This window comes from Variovorax sp. OAS795, from assembly GCF_040546685.1.
Classification (GTDB): Bacteria; Pseudomonadota; Gammaproteobacteria; order Burkholderiales; family Burkholderiaceae_C; genus Variovorax.
Genome location: NZ_JBEPOH010000001.1, coordinates 3884643 through 3900717 on the forward strand (window position 1 = coordinate 3884643; position 16075 = coordinate 3900717).

Here is a 16075-nt window from a genome sequence, read left to right on the forward strand (position 1 = left end):
CCCAGTAAGCGGTGGAGATCAGACCCCGAGATGCTCCTCCAGCACGCCTGGCCGCTGCCGGAGGTCGCTGGAAGAGGTGCGCAACGCGGGCATGCCGCGGCTCATGACGATCACGTCGCCGCAGGTGTCAAGCACCGTCTCGAGGCGCTGCTCAACGACGATGGCCGTCAGCCCTGCCTTGCGCAGTCGCTGCAGCAGGTCCACCATCTCCTCGACGATCTTGGGCGCCAGGCCCTCGGTCGGCTCGTCGAGCAGCAGCAGGCGCGGCTGGCATACGAGCGCGCGTCCGATGGCCAGCATCTGCTGCTCGCCGCCGGAAAGTCCGCCGCCGGGTGCGTTGGCCCGCTCGGCCAGCCGCGGGAACATCTGCAGGACGTCGTCCACAGTCCAGCGCTGCTGCTTCTCCTTGTGCAGGCGCGCAGCCAGCCGCAGGTTCTCGATCACCGAGAGGCTGCGGAAGATGCCCTTGCGATCCAGCACCATTGCCACGCCGGCGCGCGCAATGTCGGACGTGGTCCAGCCCGCGACGTTCCGACCGCAGAACTTGACATGGCCTGCCGACGGTCGCACTGGGCCCGCGATTGCCTTCAGCAGCGTGGTCTTGCCCACGCCGTTGCGCCCGAGTATTCCGAGGAACTGGCCCTCGTCCAGGTCGAAGCTGATGTCTTCCAGCACGCCGAAGCGCGCGTAGCCAGCACTGAGATTGCGCACTTCAAGCATGATGCGCCCCCTTCAGATAGGCACTCTGCACACGCGCGTCGGCCTTCACCTCGACCGGGGTGCCGTCGCAGATCACGCGCCCCCGCTCGAGAACGACGACGCGGTGCGCGATGCGGTCGACCACGCTCAGGTCATGCTCCACGATCACGACCGTCAGGCCTTCCAGCAGTTCGGCCATGAGCTCCAGGATCACCGCCGTCTCGGAATGGCTCATCCCGGCGGTCGGTTCATCTAGCAGCACGATCTGTGGTTCGGTCGCGAGCGTGATGGCGAGTTCCAACTGCCGCTGCTCGCCGTACGACAGCTCGTCGGCACGCACATCGTGCGAGCGCCGAATGCTCACTCGGCGCAGCCAGCCGGCGGCCCTTTCGTTCAGCGCCGCGTCGGCACCGGCAGCCCTCCACGGATCCCAGTTCCTGGCGCCGCCGCGGCTCTGCACGCCAAGCCGCACGTTCTCCAGCAGGCTGAGCTGCGGGAAGATGTTCGTCTTCTGGAAGCTGCGGCCGACCCCGAGACGCGCGCGCTCGCCGGGCGAGGCACGGCTCACGTCATGGCCCTGGAGGTGGATCTGCCCCGCGCTGAGCGACAGCCGGCCGCTGACCATGTTGAGCAGCGTGGTCTTGCCCGCGCCGTTGGGGCCCAGCAATGCACAGCGCTGTCCCTTCGGCACCGTCAGATCGACGCCGTTCACGGCGCCGAAGTCGCCGAAGCGCTTGCTGACGCCTTTCAGTTCGATGGCGGGATTCATGCCCTGTGCTCCTCAGGCGACGCGACGCTCTTGCGCTTGCCGATCTTCAGCATCTCCTGCATCGGTAGCCGTAGCCGGTCACGCAGGATGCGCACCAGCCCGTCGGGCGCGAAAAGCACCAGCGCGATGAACGCGAGTCCGACGAACAGCCTCCAATGGTCGGTGTAGGCCACGGCGTAATGCGACAGGCCCACGAACAGCACCGCGCCGACGATCGGCCCGAGCAGGAAGCCCGCGCCGCCCAGGATCACCATCAGGATCGCTTCGCCCGAAACGGTCCAGAACAAAGAGCCTGGACCGACGAAGCCGAACAGCGTGGCGTTCAGGTACCCGGCCAGACCGCCGATGGCGCCCGAGATGACGAAGCCGGCCAGCTTGTATTGCTGCGTGGAATAGCCCAGCACCGTCATGCGCTCCTCGTTCTCCCGGATGCCTGCGAACACGGCGCCCAGCCGCGAGCGTGAGAGCGTGTGGACGAACAGCACGACGAGCGCGAACACGGCCAGCACGAAGTAGTAGAAGCCCGCATCGGTGTTCAACGTGAGTCCCAACGGTTCCGCGATGAACTGCGGCAGCCTGGGCCGCGGGATGCCGCTCAGGCCGTTGTGGCCTCCCGTCCAGCCGTCTTCGGCCAATGCGAGCACGTACAGGAGCTGCGCGAACGTCAGGGTGATGATGGTGAAGGTGATGTCGCGCGTCTTCAACGCGATCCAGCCGAACACGCCCGAGATCGCGGCCGTGCCGAGCACGGTGAGCGCGAGCGAGGGCAGCATCGACGGCGACATTCGCATCAGCAGCACGGCGCCCAGGTAGCCCCCGAGTCCGTAGAAGGCGCTGAAGCCGAAGTTCACCAGCCCGAGCAGGCCGATCTGCACATACAGGCCGATGGCCATGATCGCAAAGATCAGGATGTCGGCAGTGAACTCCGTCCCCGAGCCGACCGAAATAAATGGAACGGACAGCAACGCCGCCCCTGTTGCGGCCAGAAGGCCCAGGTGCAGCCGTGTGCCCTGCTTTTTCATGTCCGCGCTCATGTGCCCTCCGCCTTGCCCAGGAGTCCGTGCGGGCGCAGCAGCAGAACCAGCGTCAACACCGCGTACATCACCGCCGGCGCATAGCCCGCGACCAGCACCTGCCCCACGGTGAGCGCATAGCCGATGAGCAGGCTTGCGAGCAGCGAGCCGAAGACCGATCCAAGACCGCCGATGACGACGACCACCAGGCAGGACACCAGCACGTCGTCCCCCATGCCCGGAAAGGCATTGACGATCGGGATCGCGACATACCCGGCCGCCCCGGCCAGTCCTGCGCCCGCAAGGAACACCAGGCTGAAGAGTGTCGTCACCTTCATCCCGAGCAGCTCGGACGCCTCGCGATCGTCCACCGCGGCGCGCACCGCGGCGCCCAAAGGCGTTCGCACCAAACCCAGGAAGAAGCCGATGCTCACGAGCGCACCGAAGGCGATCAGGAAGAGCCGGTAGCCCTCGATGCTGGCCCCGAGCCACTCGTACGAATGGCTCAGGAATTCCGGCCTGGGCAGGCTGCGGATCTCGCCGCCCCAGATGATGCGAACCAGTTCGTCCAACACGAAGATCAGGCCGAAGGACACCAGCATCTGCGGGAACGGCCCCCGCGCATAGAGGCGACGAAAGAGCGTGCGCTCGACCAGCCAGCCCGTAATGGCCGCCGCGATGGTCGCCACGAGGGCGCCGAGCGCGAACGACCCCGTGCGCTGCGCCACGGCAATGCCGGCGAATGCGCCGACCATGTAGAACGAGCCGTGTGCCACGTTGACCACGCGCATCAGGCCGAAACTCAGGGTCAGGCCAGCGGAGATGACGAACAGCAGCAGCCCCGCCTGCAACCCGTTCACCAAGTACTCGATGAGGGCTACCGGTGTTCATGCCAGGCCCCGGTCAGTCCCAGCTCAGCTTGCACGACGTGCCCGGATCGCGCACCTTCTCGATGGTCTCGAGCAGTTCGTGGCTGTAGGAGCCGTCGGGGCGCTTGACGACCTTGGTGATGTACATGTTCTGGACGGCGTTGTTGGTTGCCGGATCGATCTTGAAGTAGCCCCGCGGGCTGTCGATCTCCGCCGCCAGGATGGCTTTGTGCACAGCCTGCTTGTCCGCCGTCTTGCCGTTGAGTGTGCGAACGGCCTCCACGATCAGGCGCATCGAGTCGTAGCCCGCCAGGTCGATCGGCGTCGGCGCGCGGTTGTATTTCTTCTTGTAGGCCGCGACGAAGGCCTGGTTGCGGGGAGTCGCCATGCTTTGCACGTAGATGCCGGAACCGATCACCCCGATCGCGTTGTCCTTCATCGCGTCGAAGTAGGTTTCGTCCGCGTTGCTCTGGATGCCCACCTGCCTGGGCTTGAGCTTCGCTTGCGCGTACTGGTTGATGAAGTTGACGGTGCCGCTGCCGGGGATGAAAGTCCAGACCACGTCCACCTGGTCGCCGAGCCCGCGCAGCCGGGTCAGCACGCTTGCGAAATCGGCCGTTCCCATCGCCGGCCACTGCTCGTCCACGATCACGCCTCCGGCCTTCTTGAAGCCCTCGGCGAAAGCGGCGCCCATCTGCTTGCCCGCGACGTAGTTCGCCCCGACCATCGCCGCGCGCTTGCCCAGGTTGGCAGCCGCGTACTCGCCCAGGGGATGGTTGATCTGCCAGGTCGAGAACGACGTGCGGACGAGGTAAGGGCTGCAAAGCTCGCGCGTGAGCTCCTCATTCGCGGCATTGGCAATCACCAGGAAGGTCTTGGAACGGTGGACCTCGTCGCGGATCGCGGCCGCGACATGCGAAGCGATCGGCCCGACCAGGAAGTCCACCTTTTCGTCCTTGACGTAGCGGCGCACGAGCTGCAGCGCCACCTTGGGATCGTTCTTGTCGTCTTCCTTGACGATGACGATCTTGCGGCCGGCCACGCTGCCGCCGGCTTCCTCGATAGCGAGGTTCATGCCGTCAAGCACCATGTTGCCGTACACGCCCATCACCTGCGAGAACGACAGCACCGTGCCGATTTTCAAATCCTCGGCGGCAGCGGTGCCGGCTGCCGCGAGCACCAGGGTGGCGGCGGCCAAGTGCCGCACGCGGGAGAGGAAGTTGAGGGTCTTGTTCATTTTTGTCTCCTGCATGAATGTGAAACCGACGGATGCCGGGCTTACGAGTCCAGCTTGACCATCACGGCCTTCGTCTCGTAGTACTCCTGGATGTGCTCGTTGCCCGACTCGCGGCCGAAGCCACTCATCTTGTAGCCGCCGAACGGGACCGCCGGGTCCAGCACGTTGTAGCAATTGACCCAGACGGTTCCGGTACGCAGGCCCTTGCCGACGCGGTGCGCGGTGTTGAGGTCGCGCGTCCAGACGCCGCCGCCGAGGCCGTATTCGCTGTCGTTTCCACGGGCGATGGCCTCCTCGATGGTGTCGAAGGGCAAGGCCGTCACGACCGGACCGAAGATTTCCTCGCGGGCGATGCGCATGCCGTCATGCGCATCGACGAACACGGTCGGCGGCACGAAGAAGCCATCGGCGAGCGGCCCTTCCGTCAGTCGCGCGCCGCCGGTGAGCGCGCGCGCGCCTTCCTGCATGCCCACCTGCAGGTAGCCGCACACGCGGTCGAGCTGCTCGGCCGATACCAGGGGGCCCAACTGCGTCTCGGAATCCAGCGGGTCTCCCACGCGCAGCTTCTTCGCGAAATCGGCGACGCGCTCCATGAACTCGTCGTAGATCGGCCTCTGCACGAAGAGCCGCGTGCCGGCGACGCAGACCTGGCCCGAGTTCGCGAACACTGCCATCGCGGCGCCGGGCACTGCCAGGTCCATGTTGGCGTCGGCGAACACCATGTTGGCCGACTTGCCACCCAGCTCCATCGAAAGCCGCTTGAGATTACCCGCCGAGGCGCGCACGATCTTGCGGCCGACCTCGGTGGAACCGGTGAACGCGATCTTGTCCACGCCCGGGTGCTCGGCCAGCGCGGCACCGGCTTCGCCATGGCCCGACACGACATTGAACACGCCTTCGGGAATGCCGGCTTCCATGCAGAGCTCGGCCAGCCGCAACGGCGACAACGGCGCCTGCTCCGCGGGCTTGAGCACCAGCGTACAGCCCGTGGCCAGCACGGGGCCGAGCTTCCAGATGGCCATGCCGCTCGGGCCGTTCCAGGGGTTGATCGCGCCGACCACGCCGACGGGCTCTTTCAGCGTGTAGGTCAGCGAGTCGTGAGGCATGGCCGAACTCTGGATGGTTTCTCCATGCGTGGAGGTCGCCAGGCCGGCGTAGTAGCGCAGCAGCGCGACTGCGCGCGTACGGTTGGCCATCGTCCGTGTGATCGGGTTGCCCAGGTCCAGGGTGTCCAGCATCGCCAGCTCGTCGTAATGCTGATCGACCAGGTCGGCCAAGCGCAGCATGGACGCCTGGCGCTGCGCGGGCCGCCACTTGCTCCAGGGCCCTTCGAACGCCCGGCGGGCCGCCCTGACTGCAAGGTCGATGTCCTCGGCGCCGCCATCCGCCACTTCGGCCAGCACCTTGCCGGTGGCCGGGTTGATGGTCTGGAAGGTCTTGCCGGAACGTGCCGGCTCGTGCCTGCCATTGATGAACAAATGCTTGGGGCCCTGCCCCAGGAAGGCGGGAAGCGGCCTTTGGATCTTGTCTTGCATGATGTGGGTTCCTGATGAATGGCTGAGCACGCGCTGGCGCGCGCACCACGGCTGGCTCTTTTGGTCTCTGCTAGTCGCTGTGGCACCGTCATAAGGCGGCGCTATTTGGTCTGACCAATGTAGGCCTGGGCGCCCGATCACCGCATTCAAAACGTCGGTGGGCTATTCAGAAAACGGAAGTCCGGCTCCCGTCCTGCTGATGGCGCAGTGCGCCCAGCGGGGGCCAAGCGTCAGATCCGCCAGGCGGCTTCGGTCGCAGACGCGTGGCCCGCATCGGCCACCAGGCTGGCCGATGCGGCACGCAAGAGCTGAAGGAACCGCTCCTGCGCCCGGGCGGGCCGCCAGCCCTGCCGCATGGTCACGCCAACAGTCGACATGTTCTCCGAGAGCGGCTCGCCGATCTGGGTCAGCAGCCCGCTGCGAATCTGCAGCGCAACCTGGTCCCGCATGGCCAGCGTCAGCATGTCGCTGCCCGTCAGCAGGCGGCTGATGATCATGACGGACTCGCACTCCACCGGAGCCTCGGGTCGCCACTTGTCGGGAAACAGGCGTTCCCATTGCGCGCGCAGCGGCGAGGTGTCGGGCGCGATGATCCACGAACAGGCAGCGAGCGTCTCCCTGGACGGGCTCGGCTGCCCATTCAGCGCGTGCTGCCGTCCGGCGACGATGATGGGCGCTTCGGCATGCAGCGCCGTGGTGACCAGGTCGGGCACGTTCTCGGCCGGCAGTTCGCCGACGATGAAGTCGACCAGTCCATCGCGCAGCGACTCCACCAGTTCCCCCCAGCTTCCCTCCAGCACCCGGAAGCGGACCGGAAATTTCTCGGCCACCATCCGCGACATCGCTTCCGGCACCAAAAAGGCGCGGGCCATCGGCGTGGTCCCGATGGCGACCGTCGGGTTCTGCGGGTCCAGGCCGAGCTCGGACATCGCCGCCTGCAGCTCCTGGATGGCCAGCCTGCAGCTGCGCGCAAAGCGCTGGCCGCCGAAATTGACGTGGACGCCGCGCCCACGTCTCTCCACCAGCTTGCGGCCCAGGGCCTCCTCCAGCTCGCGCACGGCCCGGTGAACCGCGGCCTGCGAGAGCGCGAGTTCGATGGCGGCTGTCGCGAAGCTTCCGGTCCTGAAGAGGCTCAGGAACGCGCGCACCTGGGTCATGGTCAGCCGCCGGTCCGCGTCAAAGCCGGCACCGGCCAGCAGGCGGCCGCCCGCGGCCAGGTGGCGCAGGCTGGCCTGTGCCCGCTGCAGCACGAGCTCGCCCGCGGACGTGGGAACGATGCCGTCGGAACGACGCTCGAGAAGCACTTCGCCGAGTTGGTTCTCCAACTTCAGGATTCCCTGGGTGAGCGCCGGTTGGCTCAGGTTCACAGCCGCCGCCGCCGCGCTGATGCTCCCGTGCTTCTGCACGGCCAGCAGCCCCCGCAAGTGGCGCAGATTCAGTTGGAAGACCGTCGTCATCCCGGTCATGGCGTGCGGCGGCTCGCGTTTCGAGGAGTCCATGTTCCATGGTCTGCACTGTGGGGCCAGCAAAGCGGTGAAGATCGTCGGTGGTCCTACTTGCTTTCCTAGCTTGATGTCCAGTTCAACGGCTCGAATGCGATTTTTTCGTAGGATTAAATGAACTACCTCGTGGTAGTCCAAGTCTTGTCCGCATCGCGTGCTAGGAGCCCGTGCAAACGAAGTTGCTTGCTCGCGTTGCGGCTTGCGCATCGTTGGCCGGCCCGACGTAGCGTGCGTAGCCCGGATACTTGCACAGCGGCCGTGAGAACTCCACGTTCTCCGAGAAAATGCTGTTGCTGACCGTTCGCCGTTCGACCACCAGACCCTTGGGGGCCGCGCCGTCGCTGACCCAGCTGTCCAGCGCTTTCAGATGGTCGACGTAGTCGGCGCCCGGCCCCCCCCAGCAGTGCTCCACCCCGGGTTTCTCGTAGTACTGCACGAACTCGTCGAGTGCACCCTGGCCTCCGACGGCCGACTTGACCTGTTCGTAGTACCGCGCGGTGTTCTCCGGGCTGAACACCGCATCGTTGGACCCGTGCCACAGGATGAGCTTGCCGCCGCGCTGCTTGAAAGGCCGGAGATCCGGGTTGGTGGCGTCGTTCAGCGCCGCCATGGAATCGAGTGCAGTGAGGTTCTGGTCATAGGGCTTGTAGCTCAGGGCACTGGCCGAAGGATCGCGTGCGAGATAGTTTTTCACGGTCGTGTCTGCAAACGCAAATTGCACCGAGGTTCGCACACCGTTGGCCCCCGTCACCCACCTTTCGAATCCTCCGCTGTCCTCATTGCCGGTGAGGGAGTGCATCGAATTGCGGTAGCTCGGGCTGCCTTGATAGACGGCGTCCTGCGTCCAGGCATCCAGCACGGTCAACTGATTGTCAGACAGGCAGCCCGAGCCCGAATCGTCACCTGCAGGGCAGCGCAGGGAGCGGTAGTTGAACTGCGCGTTGCAGGCCTTTTGATTGGAAACGATGCCGTCAGCGACGCCATCCAGCGCGTCGCAACTGGCACGCACTGCCGATGCGACCAGGCGAATTTTGTCGCGCGTCAACGAGTTGTCCGCGGCTTCGACGGTGTTGGCCATCTTGTGGAAGTGGCCGATGAAGCCGACCCAGTTGTAGGCCGGTGCGGCAGCAATGACCCCATCGAACAGATCCGGATTGCGCTGGATGGCCATGAGGCCCTCGCGGCCGCCGTTGGAGCATCCTTCGAAGTACTTGCGGGTCGGCACGCGTCCGTAGGCGGCGCTGAGGACGCTCACTGCCGCTGCAGTGACGGTCGGAACGGACTCACTGCCGAACAGCCGTGCAGCCAGTTCGTTGTTGAGCGCGAAGCTGGCGTCCGTATTCGCTCCCTGGTGGCCGCTGTCGCTGGACACTGTCGCATAGCCCGACTGAAGCGCACGCAGGCCGTAGTAGTTCAGCGACGGAATCGAGCCGTTGTAACCCCCGCCGCCGCGATAGTGGAACTTTCCGTTCCAGTCATTCGGCAGCCGCAACTCGAAGTTCAGCGATGGCTGCAACTTTCCCGACACCCTGCAGGACAAGGGGATGTCAGTGGTCGCCGCCATCACTTCTGCCGTCACGGCGGCCCCGCCAATCGTCTTGCCGTTCAGCTTGTCGCAGGCCTCCTTGGCCGTGACGCGCGCCGGCGCATCGGGCGCCGGCGCTGCGGGCGCCAGGGCAAATCCCGAATTGCCACCGCCCCCGCAGGCGCTCAGTAAGGCAGCGGCGAGCGCGACGGCTCCGGCCCCCAGATAAGTGCAGGATTCAGCTTTCATTTCTGTCTCTCTTTCTTGGTGTTACTGAGAAAGCAAAGTAGACGCCCGAGCCTCACGCCAGAATGTCATCGCGCATACAAAACCGGCAGGGACAAACCCTGCTGCCGATGCCTGTCCTGGCTGGAGCTTCGGTTCAGTTCGGCGGAAGCTGCGCAACGTCGTGCGCACCACAGGCGATGCGGCGCAGCAGCGGCAGATCGATGATTTCGAGCGCGCCGTACTGCATCCGGATGGCTGCAGCGGCAACCAGCTGCTGCAGGGCCCTGTTCGCAACCTGGCGCGACAGCCCGGCGAGCTGTCCCACTTTTGCCTGGGAGATCACCAGCTCCCGACGGCATCCCGGGTAGATGTCACTGTTCATCATCTCGGACAGGCAGTGCGCAACGCGCGCGGTCGGCTCCTTGAGACGCGAGCTCTCCAGCAGGGCGAGACAGTAGCCCAGCCGCGCATTCAGCTGGCCGATCATCCAGATGGCGAAAGGATGACTGGCATGAAGCAGCCACAGGAACGTGTCTCTGGGCAGGAATGCGACCAGGCTGTCCTGGACCGCAGTGACCTCATAGGGTCGCAACTCTCCCTTCAGAACCGCGCCCTCGCCGAACCAGGAGCCGGCCGGCACGCCGGCCAAAACGGCACTGCGTCCGTCGAGGCCCACGGTTTCCACGTTGAGCATGCCCTCGGCGACTCCCAGCCAGTGCAGGGACGGTGTGCCGCGCACACAGGCCGTACAGCCGGCGCCGATGTGCCGGCCGAACACGGCCGCCCGGACCACGCCCGCCTCTGCAGCGCTCAGTTGCGCCATCCAGGGCGACCCGTCGATGAAGGCGTCAAGCCAGGCAGCGTTGTGGCGGCGCATGTGGTGAAGCAGGTGAGGCTGGCATCCGTGGGTCTGCCGAGATGGAGAGGCCCGATCGCGCTAGCACGCGTCAGCCCCGGGGGCCGAGCGCTTCACGCCGCACCCCCGACCGCCATCACCTGGCGCTGGTAGCGGCCCTGCGCCAGTTCATCGACCAGAGCGGCAGCGAAGTCGGCGAAGCCGATGGGGTGGGCCAGGCCCGCGTCCCGGCTCGCGCGGCCGACGTCGCTGCGCCACTGCCCGGTGCCTGGCGAAGCACCGATCTGTCGGGGTGGCTCGACGCACGTCCACTGCAAAGAGGACGCACTGCCGCGAAGCGCCCCGACAGCGTCGGCGTGGGCCTTGACCTTGAGCTGCATGCCGACTTCGGCGGGCGTGGCCTGGTCTTGCACGCGGCCCACGGCAGGCCCCAGCATGCCCGAACCGCCCACCGTGATGAGCCGGCCAATGCCTGTGCGCTGCGCGGCCAGCACGAGCGCCGCCGTCAGCTCGGGCAGCCGGTCATGTGCTTCCATGGCCGGCACCCGGTACGCGCTGACCAGCGCGTCGACATCGACCAGCGCGAGCGCCAATGCAGCGGCGTCGAACACGTCGACGAAGCAAGGGCTCGCGTGCGCCGGCAGACCGGCCGTCTCGCGGCCAGGCCTCAGCAGAGCGCGGACCGCGTGGCGACCCGCCAGGGCCTCGTCGAGCACGGCACGGCCGATGCGGCCGGTGGCGCCGATCAATGCAATACGCATGGTGTGGCTCTTTGCATTCAGGCGCGGCGGCCCAGGCCGGCGCGAATCACCGCGCCGGCCGCGGGCGCCAGCAGGTTGACTTCGGCACGCTGCACGACCGTGGTGCCCAACCGCTCTCGCTGGTCCCTCAGAGCCGCTTGCATACCCAGATCGCGGTCCATCCGGCTGCGGCCGGCATGCCAAGTCTGCGCGTCAGGCCAGGCCAACAGCATCACGATCTTCTGCATGCCGATGCCAGCGGCCATGTCGAATACACCGAGCACGCGCGCGCCGGCTTCACGCAGCGCGGGAAGCCACGTGTCGGCCAGAAAGCGGTGGGCCTCGCCGTTCAGGCCGGGCGAAATCTCCTGCTGCACCAGCTCGTGCAGGCCATCCACGGCGGTGTCGGGCGAAGGGTCCGGCAGCCAGGCAGCGTGCGGCTTGAGAAACAGCAGGTCATGGCGTTGCACCATCTCGTGTCCGGCATTGGTCTGCGTGCGGATGCGCAGCCACTGCGGGTCCTGGTAGAACGACGCCGAGGTGGCTTCCCTTTCCGCGTAGTCTCTGTAGGCCAGCAGATACACGAAGCGGGGCGCATCGGGGCCAGCCAGGGCCGTCCAGCGGGCCACACAATTCACGCCGTGCCGCGTGAACAACGCGGGCAGATGGTCGTCGAAGCGGGCATGCACGTCGGGCATGCGCGACGGTGCCACTGCATACAGGCGAAGTTCGTAGATCATGAGTCGACCTTAGCTCCAAGCCGGCCGCCCGTCTGTCCCTTCCGAGGGGGGCATACGATACCCGTGCCGCGCCCTAACCTGTGCGGCATGAAAGCCATTGTTTCCTCCCCCGACGGCGCCAGGCTGGCTGATGTGCCCACCCCGCAGCCAGCGCCCCACGAAATCCTGGTCCAGGTGAAGGCGGCCAGCCTCAATCGTGCGGATCTGGCCGGCCTGGCCGCGTGCGATGGCCAGGTGATCGGCATGGAATGGGCCGGCGAAGTGGTTGAAGTGGGCGAGCAGGCCGGGCCATGGCGGGTAGGAGACCGCGCGATGTGCACCGGTGCCGGCGCATACGCCGAATACGCTGTCACCGACGGCGGCCGCGCCATCCGCATCCCCGACGCGTCACTGCCCTACGACGAGGCTACCGTGCTCACACTCGCGCTGCAGGCCATGCACGATGCGCTGGTCACCCATGGCCGCTTGATGGCTGGCAGCGACGTGTTGATTCATGGCGCCAGCAGCGGCGTTGGCCTGATGGGACTGCAAGTCGCGCGCCTGCTGGGTGCACGGCACGTCATCGGCACCTCGACCGACGCCACCAAACGCGCCCGCCTTGCCGAATTCGGCGCCACGCTAGCGCTTGACCCCACCGAAGCCGGCTGGCATCAGCAGGCTATTGATGCGACGGACGGAAAAGGCGTCGACGTGATCGTCGACCAGGTGACCGGCAAAGGATTCGCCCAGACGATGCAGACGGCGGCCGTGGGCGGACGCATCGTCAACCTCGGCCGTCTCGGCGGCGCGGAGGGCAGCTTCGACTTCCAGCTGCATGCGCTGCGGCGCCTAGCCTACATCGGAGTGACTTTCCGCAGCCGGTCCGTTGCTGAGATTCGCGAACTCAATGCCGGCATGCTGCGGGACCTGGGAGATGCCATCGGCACCGGCCGGCTGAAGCTGCCGATCGACAGGCGCTACCCGCTGGCGCAAGCCGACGAGGCCCTCGCACACATGAGTGCCAACCGCCATTTCGGCAAGATCGTCCTGACCGTCTGAACCCATGACCCGCATCGCCATCGTCTACTACAGCAGCACAGGCCACACCTGGCAGATCGCGCGGGCCTTGGAGGAAGGCGCGCGCAGCGTCGGCGCCGAAACCCGCCTCTGCCGCGCCAGAGAGCTTGCCGGCGAGCAAGCGCTGGCCGCTCGGCCGGAATGGCAAGCGCACCTCGATGCCACGCGCGACGTGCCCGAGGCCACGCCAGACGATCTGGCCTGGGCCGATGGCTTCGCATTGGGCTCACCCACACGCTTCGGGCTGCCGGCGGCGCAACTCAAGCAATACATCGACACGCTAGGCCCGCAGTGGACCGCGGGCCAGTTGCAGGACAAGGCCGCATGCGCCTTCACAGGCGCGGGCAATGCCCACGGCGGGCAGGAATCCACGCTGCTAGCCCTACAAAACGTCTTCTATCACTGGGGTTCAATCATCGTACCGGTCGGCTTCACGAGTCCGCTGGTGAAGGCGGCAGGCGGAAACCCGTATGGACTCAGCTTCACCGCCGCGGGCGGCCAGGTGCCCAAGGAGAAGCTGTCCCTGGCGCGCTACCAGGGACAGCGCTTGGCCCGTGCGGCGCAGGCTGTGGCCGTCCTGCGCGGCTGAGGTGGCGTTCGCGCGCAGTCGATGCCGGTGCCGCAAGTAGCCCTGAGTGAAAAGCCGGTGCGCGCCGATGAGTTCGGCGGCGTGCAAGCCGTGGACACGGCCGTGCGTGTGCTGTCCGCGCTGATCGACACGGGCGGGCCGCTGATGCTCAAGACAGTGGCCGAGCGCGCCGGCATGCAGCCGCCCAAGGCGCATCGGTATCTGGTCAGCCTGGTTCGCAGCGGCCTGGCCGAGCGCGATACCGCGTCCGACGGCTGTAAGTTGGGTCCGCTGGCCGTGCGCCTGGGTTTGGCGGCCGTACGTCATCTGGACGTGGTGAGGGTCGCCTCCCCCGCCCTGGCCCGACTGCGCGACCAGTTCGGCCACACCGTGGCCTTGGCCGTATGGGGTGCAAGCGGCCCGACCTTCGTGCGTTTCGAGGAATCCAACGACGCGACGATCATCAACGGTCGGCCCGGCTCGGTGATGCCGATGCTGAGGTCGTCCACAGGCCGCGTGTTCGGTGCCTACCTGCCGCGCAGCCTGACGGGCGCCTTGATCGCGCGCGAGCTGTCGGGCGTTGCGCCCCTCGGGGCCACGCCCAACCCGGCCTTCGCCGCCATGAAGCCGGCCGAAGTGGACGCCTTGTTCGAGCAGGTGCGCCAGCACCGCATGGCGCGTGTGCAAGGCAGCCTCACCCCAGGGCTGCATGGACTGTCGTCGCCCATCTTCGCCCATGCGGGTGCCATTACCGGAGTGGTGACCGTGATCGAGTCGGTCGGCCTGATCGACACCCGATACGACGGCCCCGTTGCCACGGCACCGAGCGCAGGCGTCGACGAGATTTCCCGACACGTGGGATGGTCAATCTAGGGTATGTCCCGTTTCATCGGAATTCCGATATCCGTAATCTGATTACGAATATGGTGGCATAAGGAGTGGTCCGGGCCAGGCAGACACAGCGTGCCCAAGACAAAGGAGACACCACGATGATGACGGTCACGGTTCAGGAAAAGGCGGCAGATCTGGCTCCCAACGATGGGGATGCACTGGCGCAATTGGTCGATTCGATCGGTCACGACGGCTTTGGGCGAGCGCTAGCCGGCTACCTGCATCGCCTTTGCGGCGCCGACCACTTCGCTGCCTTCCGGTTGGGCCACGGCCGGCTGGCCGAGCTGGCCGCCGGCTGCATCGACACCGAACACTTGGCGCGCGACAGGGTCGAGAGCTACGTCAACCAGGGGCTGTGGAAGAACGACCCGGCCATGAGCGAAGCGCAACGCCGCGCCGACGACCCAGCGCCCGCGCTCATCCGTGTGGATTTCAGCGACCGCTGCTACATCGATCTGCGTCCTCGTGTCTATCCGCACGTGCGCGACCGCGTGTTGCTGTGCGGCCGCAGTGCAGCGGGTATGTTTGGCCTTTCCGTGTTGCGCGCCGAAATGAACACGCCCTTCGCCGCAGGCGCGATCGAGCATCTGGGCCGTTCGGCCGGGATGCTGGTATCGGTTTTAGGCAAGCATGCCGAAGTGTGCGATGGCCGACCCAACGTGGCGGGCGCGCTGACCGTGTTGGTCGACGTAGAGAACTGTGTCGTTGCGATGAGCGAGCTTCCGCGCCGAGAAGCCGAGGTGTGCGCGCGCATTCTGTATGGCCTGTCTTCCGTAGGCATCGCGCTGGATCTGGGCGTGAGCGAAGAAACCGTTAAGACCTATCGCAAGCGCGCCTACCACCGCCTGGCCATCGGCAGCGAGCGCGAATTGCTGACCTGGTATCTGGCACGCTGGAGCCGCTGGCATGCGGAGCGGCCCAGCGAATGGGCGACCGCACCGCTGCACTGACGACGCAGGCGCTACCCGGCGGACTGCTCGATGCGGCCGCGGAGATCCGCAGAATCCCTGTAATGGAAAAGAGGGGCGTTCCTTGGCAACGCATCCAATATCGAAGCCCGTCCCAAGATGCTGAGCTGACTTCTGCGGGCGTGCAGAGGTTGTTTCGACCGACCAAGGGCTCTGAATGACGGCCGGGATGCGACGCCAAACGGCGAATCACTTCAGGCGCCATTCGTCGCCCGGATTCGCATCGATGAAGTGGGTGATCTTCCGCTTCGCAATGCCGAGGAACATGTCTCTATCAACCCATATCTCCTCACCGGTGAGCTTGGGCTCCGTGGCGTGGCGCGGCCAGACGATGAGCTGCCTGCAATGTGCCGCGTAGTACGCTTCGGGATCGTCGACAGAAATTCCCCTCGCGGCAAGAGTCCGGCCGGGATAGGCCCAGAGGAAGTCTCCCTCTGTGACGACCGCATTCCGATCCGCAGTCACCCGATCCACCATGAACTGGAGTTGGTAGGCTCCCCCCTTGACCAGCAGATCATCGTAAAACTTGCGGATCGACTCCTGGCTTCCGTTCCCATGGACGCTCTCGAAGCCGGGAAGGTGAAACCGGTACTCGGGGCTCGAGCAGAGGGTCTGGAGGACCCCCTCGATGTTTCCCACGGACTCGTACTTCATGTGATCGCGAACCAGGCTCAGGTTCTCGAGTACGACCGGGTCTGTCTCAACTGCGATGCGCTTTTCAACCTCGATCCAGGTCAGGTTCCCGTTCAACGTCAGCGCGTGCGTGGTCTGTGTCATGAAAATTGTCTCCATCATGGGATTGGTAAAGAGCGACGGGTAATGGTGCGGCCAGATGAGAAGCGCCGACCGCTCGTCGCGATGCCAGTGTGCTGTTTCAAA

Annotated in this window: 16 protein-coding genes; 4 read left to right on the forward strand and 12 right to left on the reverse strand. The window is 66.0% G+C overall.

From position 1 onward, the window contains the following. Window positions 1-18: 18 nt before the first annotated feature. The 11 genes from ABID97_RS18860 to ABID97_RS18910 form a co-directional block, all read right to left on the reverse strand. Window positions 19-720: an ABC transporter ATP-binding protein gene (locus ABID97_RS18860; protein ID WP_354399953.1), complete on the reverse strand. Its 702-nt coding sequence runs from the start codon at window positions 718-720 to the stop codon at window positions 19-21. Further along, the gene (locus tag ABID97_RS18865; protein ID WP_354399954.1) at window positions 713-1468 is read right to left on the reverse strand and encodes an ABC transporter ATP-binding protein; all 756 of its coding nucleotides are present in this window, start codon (window positions 1466-1468) and stop codon (window positions 713-715) included. Before ABID97_RS18865 ends, ABID97_RS18860 begins: the two co-directional genes overlap by 8 nt. Beyond that, a complete protein-coding gene (locus tag ABID97_RS18870; RefSeq protein ID WP_354399956.1) occupies window positions 1465-2490 on the reverse strand; it encodes a branched-chain amino acid ABC transporter permease in 1026 nt (341 codons plus the stop codon). The genes ABID97_RS18865 and ABID97_RS18870 overlap by 4 nt, the downstream gene beginning before the upstream one ends. Window positions 2491-2498: 8 nt before the next feature. Next, the gene (locus ABID97_RS18875) at window positions 2499-3341 is read right to left on the reverse strand and encodes a branched-chain amino acid ABC transporter permease (RefSeq protein WP_354399958.1); all 843 of its coding nucleotides are present in this window, start codon (window positions 3339-3341) and stop codon (window positions 2499-2501) included. A 43-nt stretch (window positions 3342-3384) separates the two neighbouring features. Then, entirely contained in the window at window positions 3385-4587 is a 1203-nt protein-coding gene (locus tag ABID97_RS18880; protein ID WP_354399959.1) for an ABC transporter substrate-binding protein, read from the reverse strand. Window positions 4588-4628: 41 nt separating this feature from the next. Then, window positions 4629-6122 carry an aldehyde dehydrogenase family protein gene (locus tag ABID97_RS18885; RefSeq protein ID WP_354399961.1) on the reverse strand — a complete coding sequence of 498 codons (1494 nt, stop codon included), beginning with the start codon at window positions 6120-6122 and terminating at the stop codon, window positions 4629-4631. A gap of 230 nt (window positions 6123-6352) precedes the next feature. Continuing rightward, window positions 6353-7588 carry a LysR family transcriptional regulator gene (locus ABID97_RS18890; RefSeq protein ID WP_354399962.1) on the reverse strand — a complete coding sequence of 412 codons (1236 nt, stop codon included), beginning with the start codon at window positions 7586-7588 and terminating at the stop codon, window positions 6353-6355. Between the two features lie 193 nt (window positions 7589-7781). Beyond that, on the reverse strand, window positions 7782-9398 hold the full coding sequence (locus ABID97_RS18895; protein WP_354399964.1) for a tannase/feruloyl esterase family alpha/beta hydrolase: 1617 nt from the start codon (window positions 9396-9398) through the stop codon (window positions 7782-7784). Between the two features lie 133 nt (window positions 9399-9531). Beyond that, window positions 9532-10254: a Crp/Fnr family transcriptional regulator gene (locus ABID97_RS18900; RefSeq protein WP_354399965.1), complete on the reverse strand. Its 723-nt coding sequence runs from the start codon at window positions 10252-10254 to the stop codon at window positions 9532-9534. Between the two features lie 92 nt (window positions 10255-10346). Beyond that, entirely contained in the window at window positions 10347-10994 is a 648-nt protein-coding gene (locus ABID97_RS18905) for an NAD(P)-dependent oxidoreductase (RefSeq protein WP_354399966.1), read from the reverse strand. 17 nt (window positions 10995-11011) lie between these two features. Then, window positions 11012-11713 carry an NIPSNAP family protein gene (locus ABID97_RS18910; RefSeq protein WP_354399967.1) on the reverse strand — a complete coding sequence of 234 codons (702 nt, stop codon included), beginning with the start codon at window positions 11711-11713 and terminating at the stop codon, window positions 11012-11014. An 87-nt stretch (window positions 11714-11800) separates the two neighbouring features. Here ABID97_RS18910 and ABID97_RS18915 point away from each other — a divergent pair, with 87 nt between their 5' ends. The 4 genes from ABID97_RS18915 (at window position 11801) to ABID97_RS18930 (ending at window position 15178) form a co-directional block, all read left to right on the forward strand. Next, window positions 11801-12751: a quinone oxidoreductase family protein gene (locus ABID97_RS18915; RefSeq protein ID WP_354399968.1), complete on the forward strand. Its 951-nt coding sequence runs from the start codon at window positions 11801-11803 to the stop codon at window positions 12749-12751. Window positions 12752-12755: 4 nt separating this feature from the next. Beyond that, on the forward strand, window positions 12756-13358 hold the full coding sequence (gene wrbA, locus ABID97_RS18920) for an NAD(P)H:quinone oxidoreductase (RefSeq protein ID WP_354399970.1): 603 nt from the start codon (window positions 12756-12758) through the stop codon (window positions 13356-13358). A gap of 21 nt (window positions 13359-13379) precedes the next feature. Further along, the gene (locus tag ABID97_RS18925) at window positions 13380-14210 is read left to right on the forward strand and encodes an IclR family transcriptional regulator (protein WP_354399971.1); all 831 of its coding nucleotides are present in this window, start codon (window positions 13380-13382) and stop codon (window positions 14208-14210) included. Between the two features lie 116 nt (window positions 14211-14326). Next, window positions 14327-15178: a helix-turn-helix domain-containing protein gene (locus ABID97_RS18930; protein WP_354399973.1), complete on the forward strand. Its 852-nt coding sequence runs from the start codon at window positions 14327-14329 to the stop codon at window positions 15176-15178. 207 nt (window positions 15179-15385) lie between these two features. On the opposite strand, the gene ABID97_RS18935 is transcribed toward ABID97_RS18930, so the two are convergent. Further along, window positions 15386-15973 carry a hypothetical protein gene (locus ABID97_RS18935; protein ID WP_354399975.1) on the reverse strand — a complete coding sequence of 196 codons (588 nt, stop codon included), beginning with the start codon at window positions 15971-15973 and terminating at the stop codon, window positions 15386-15388. Window positions 15974-16075: the final 102 nt, after the last annotated feature.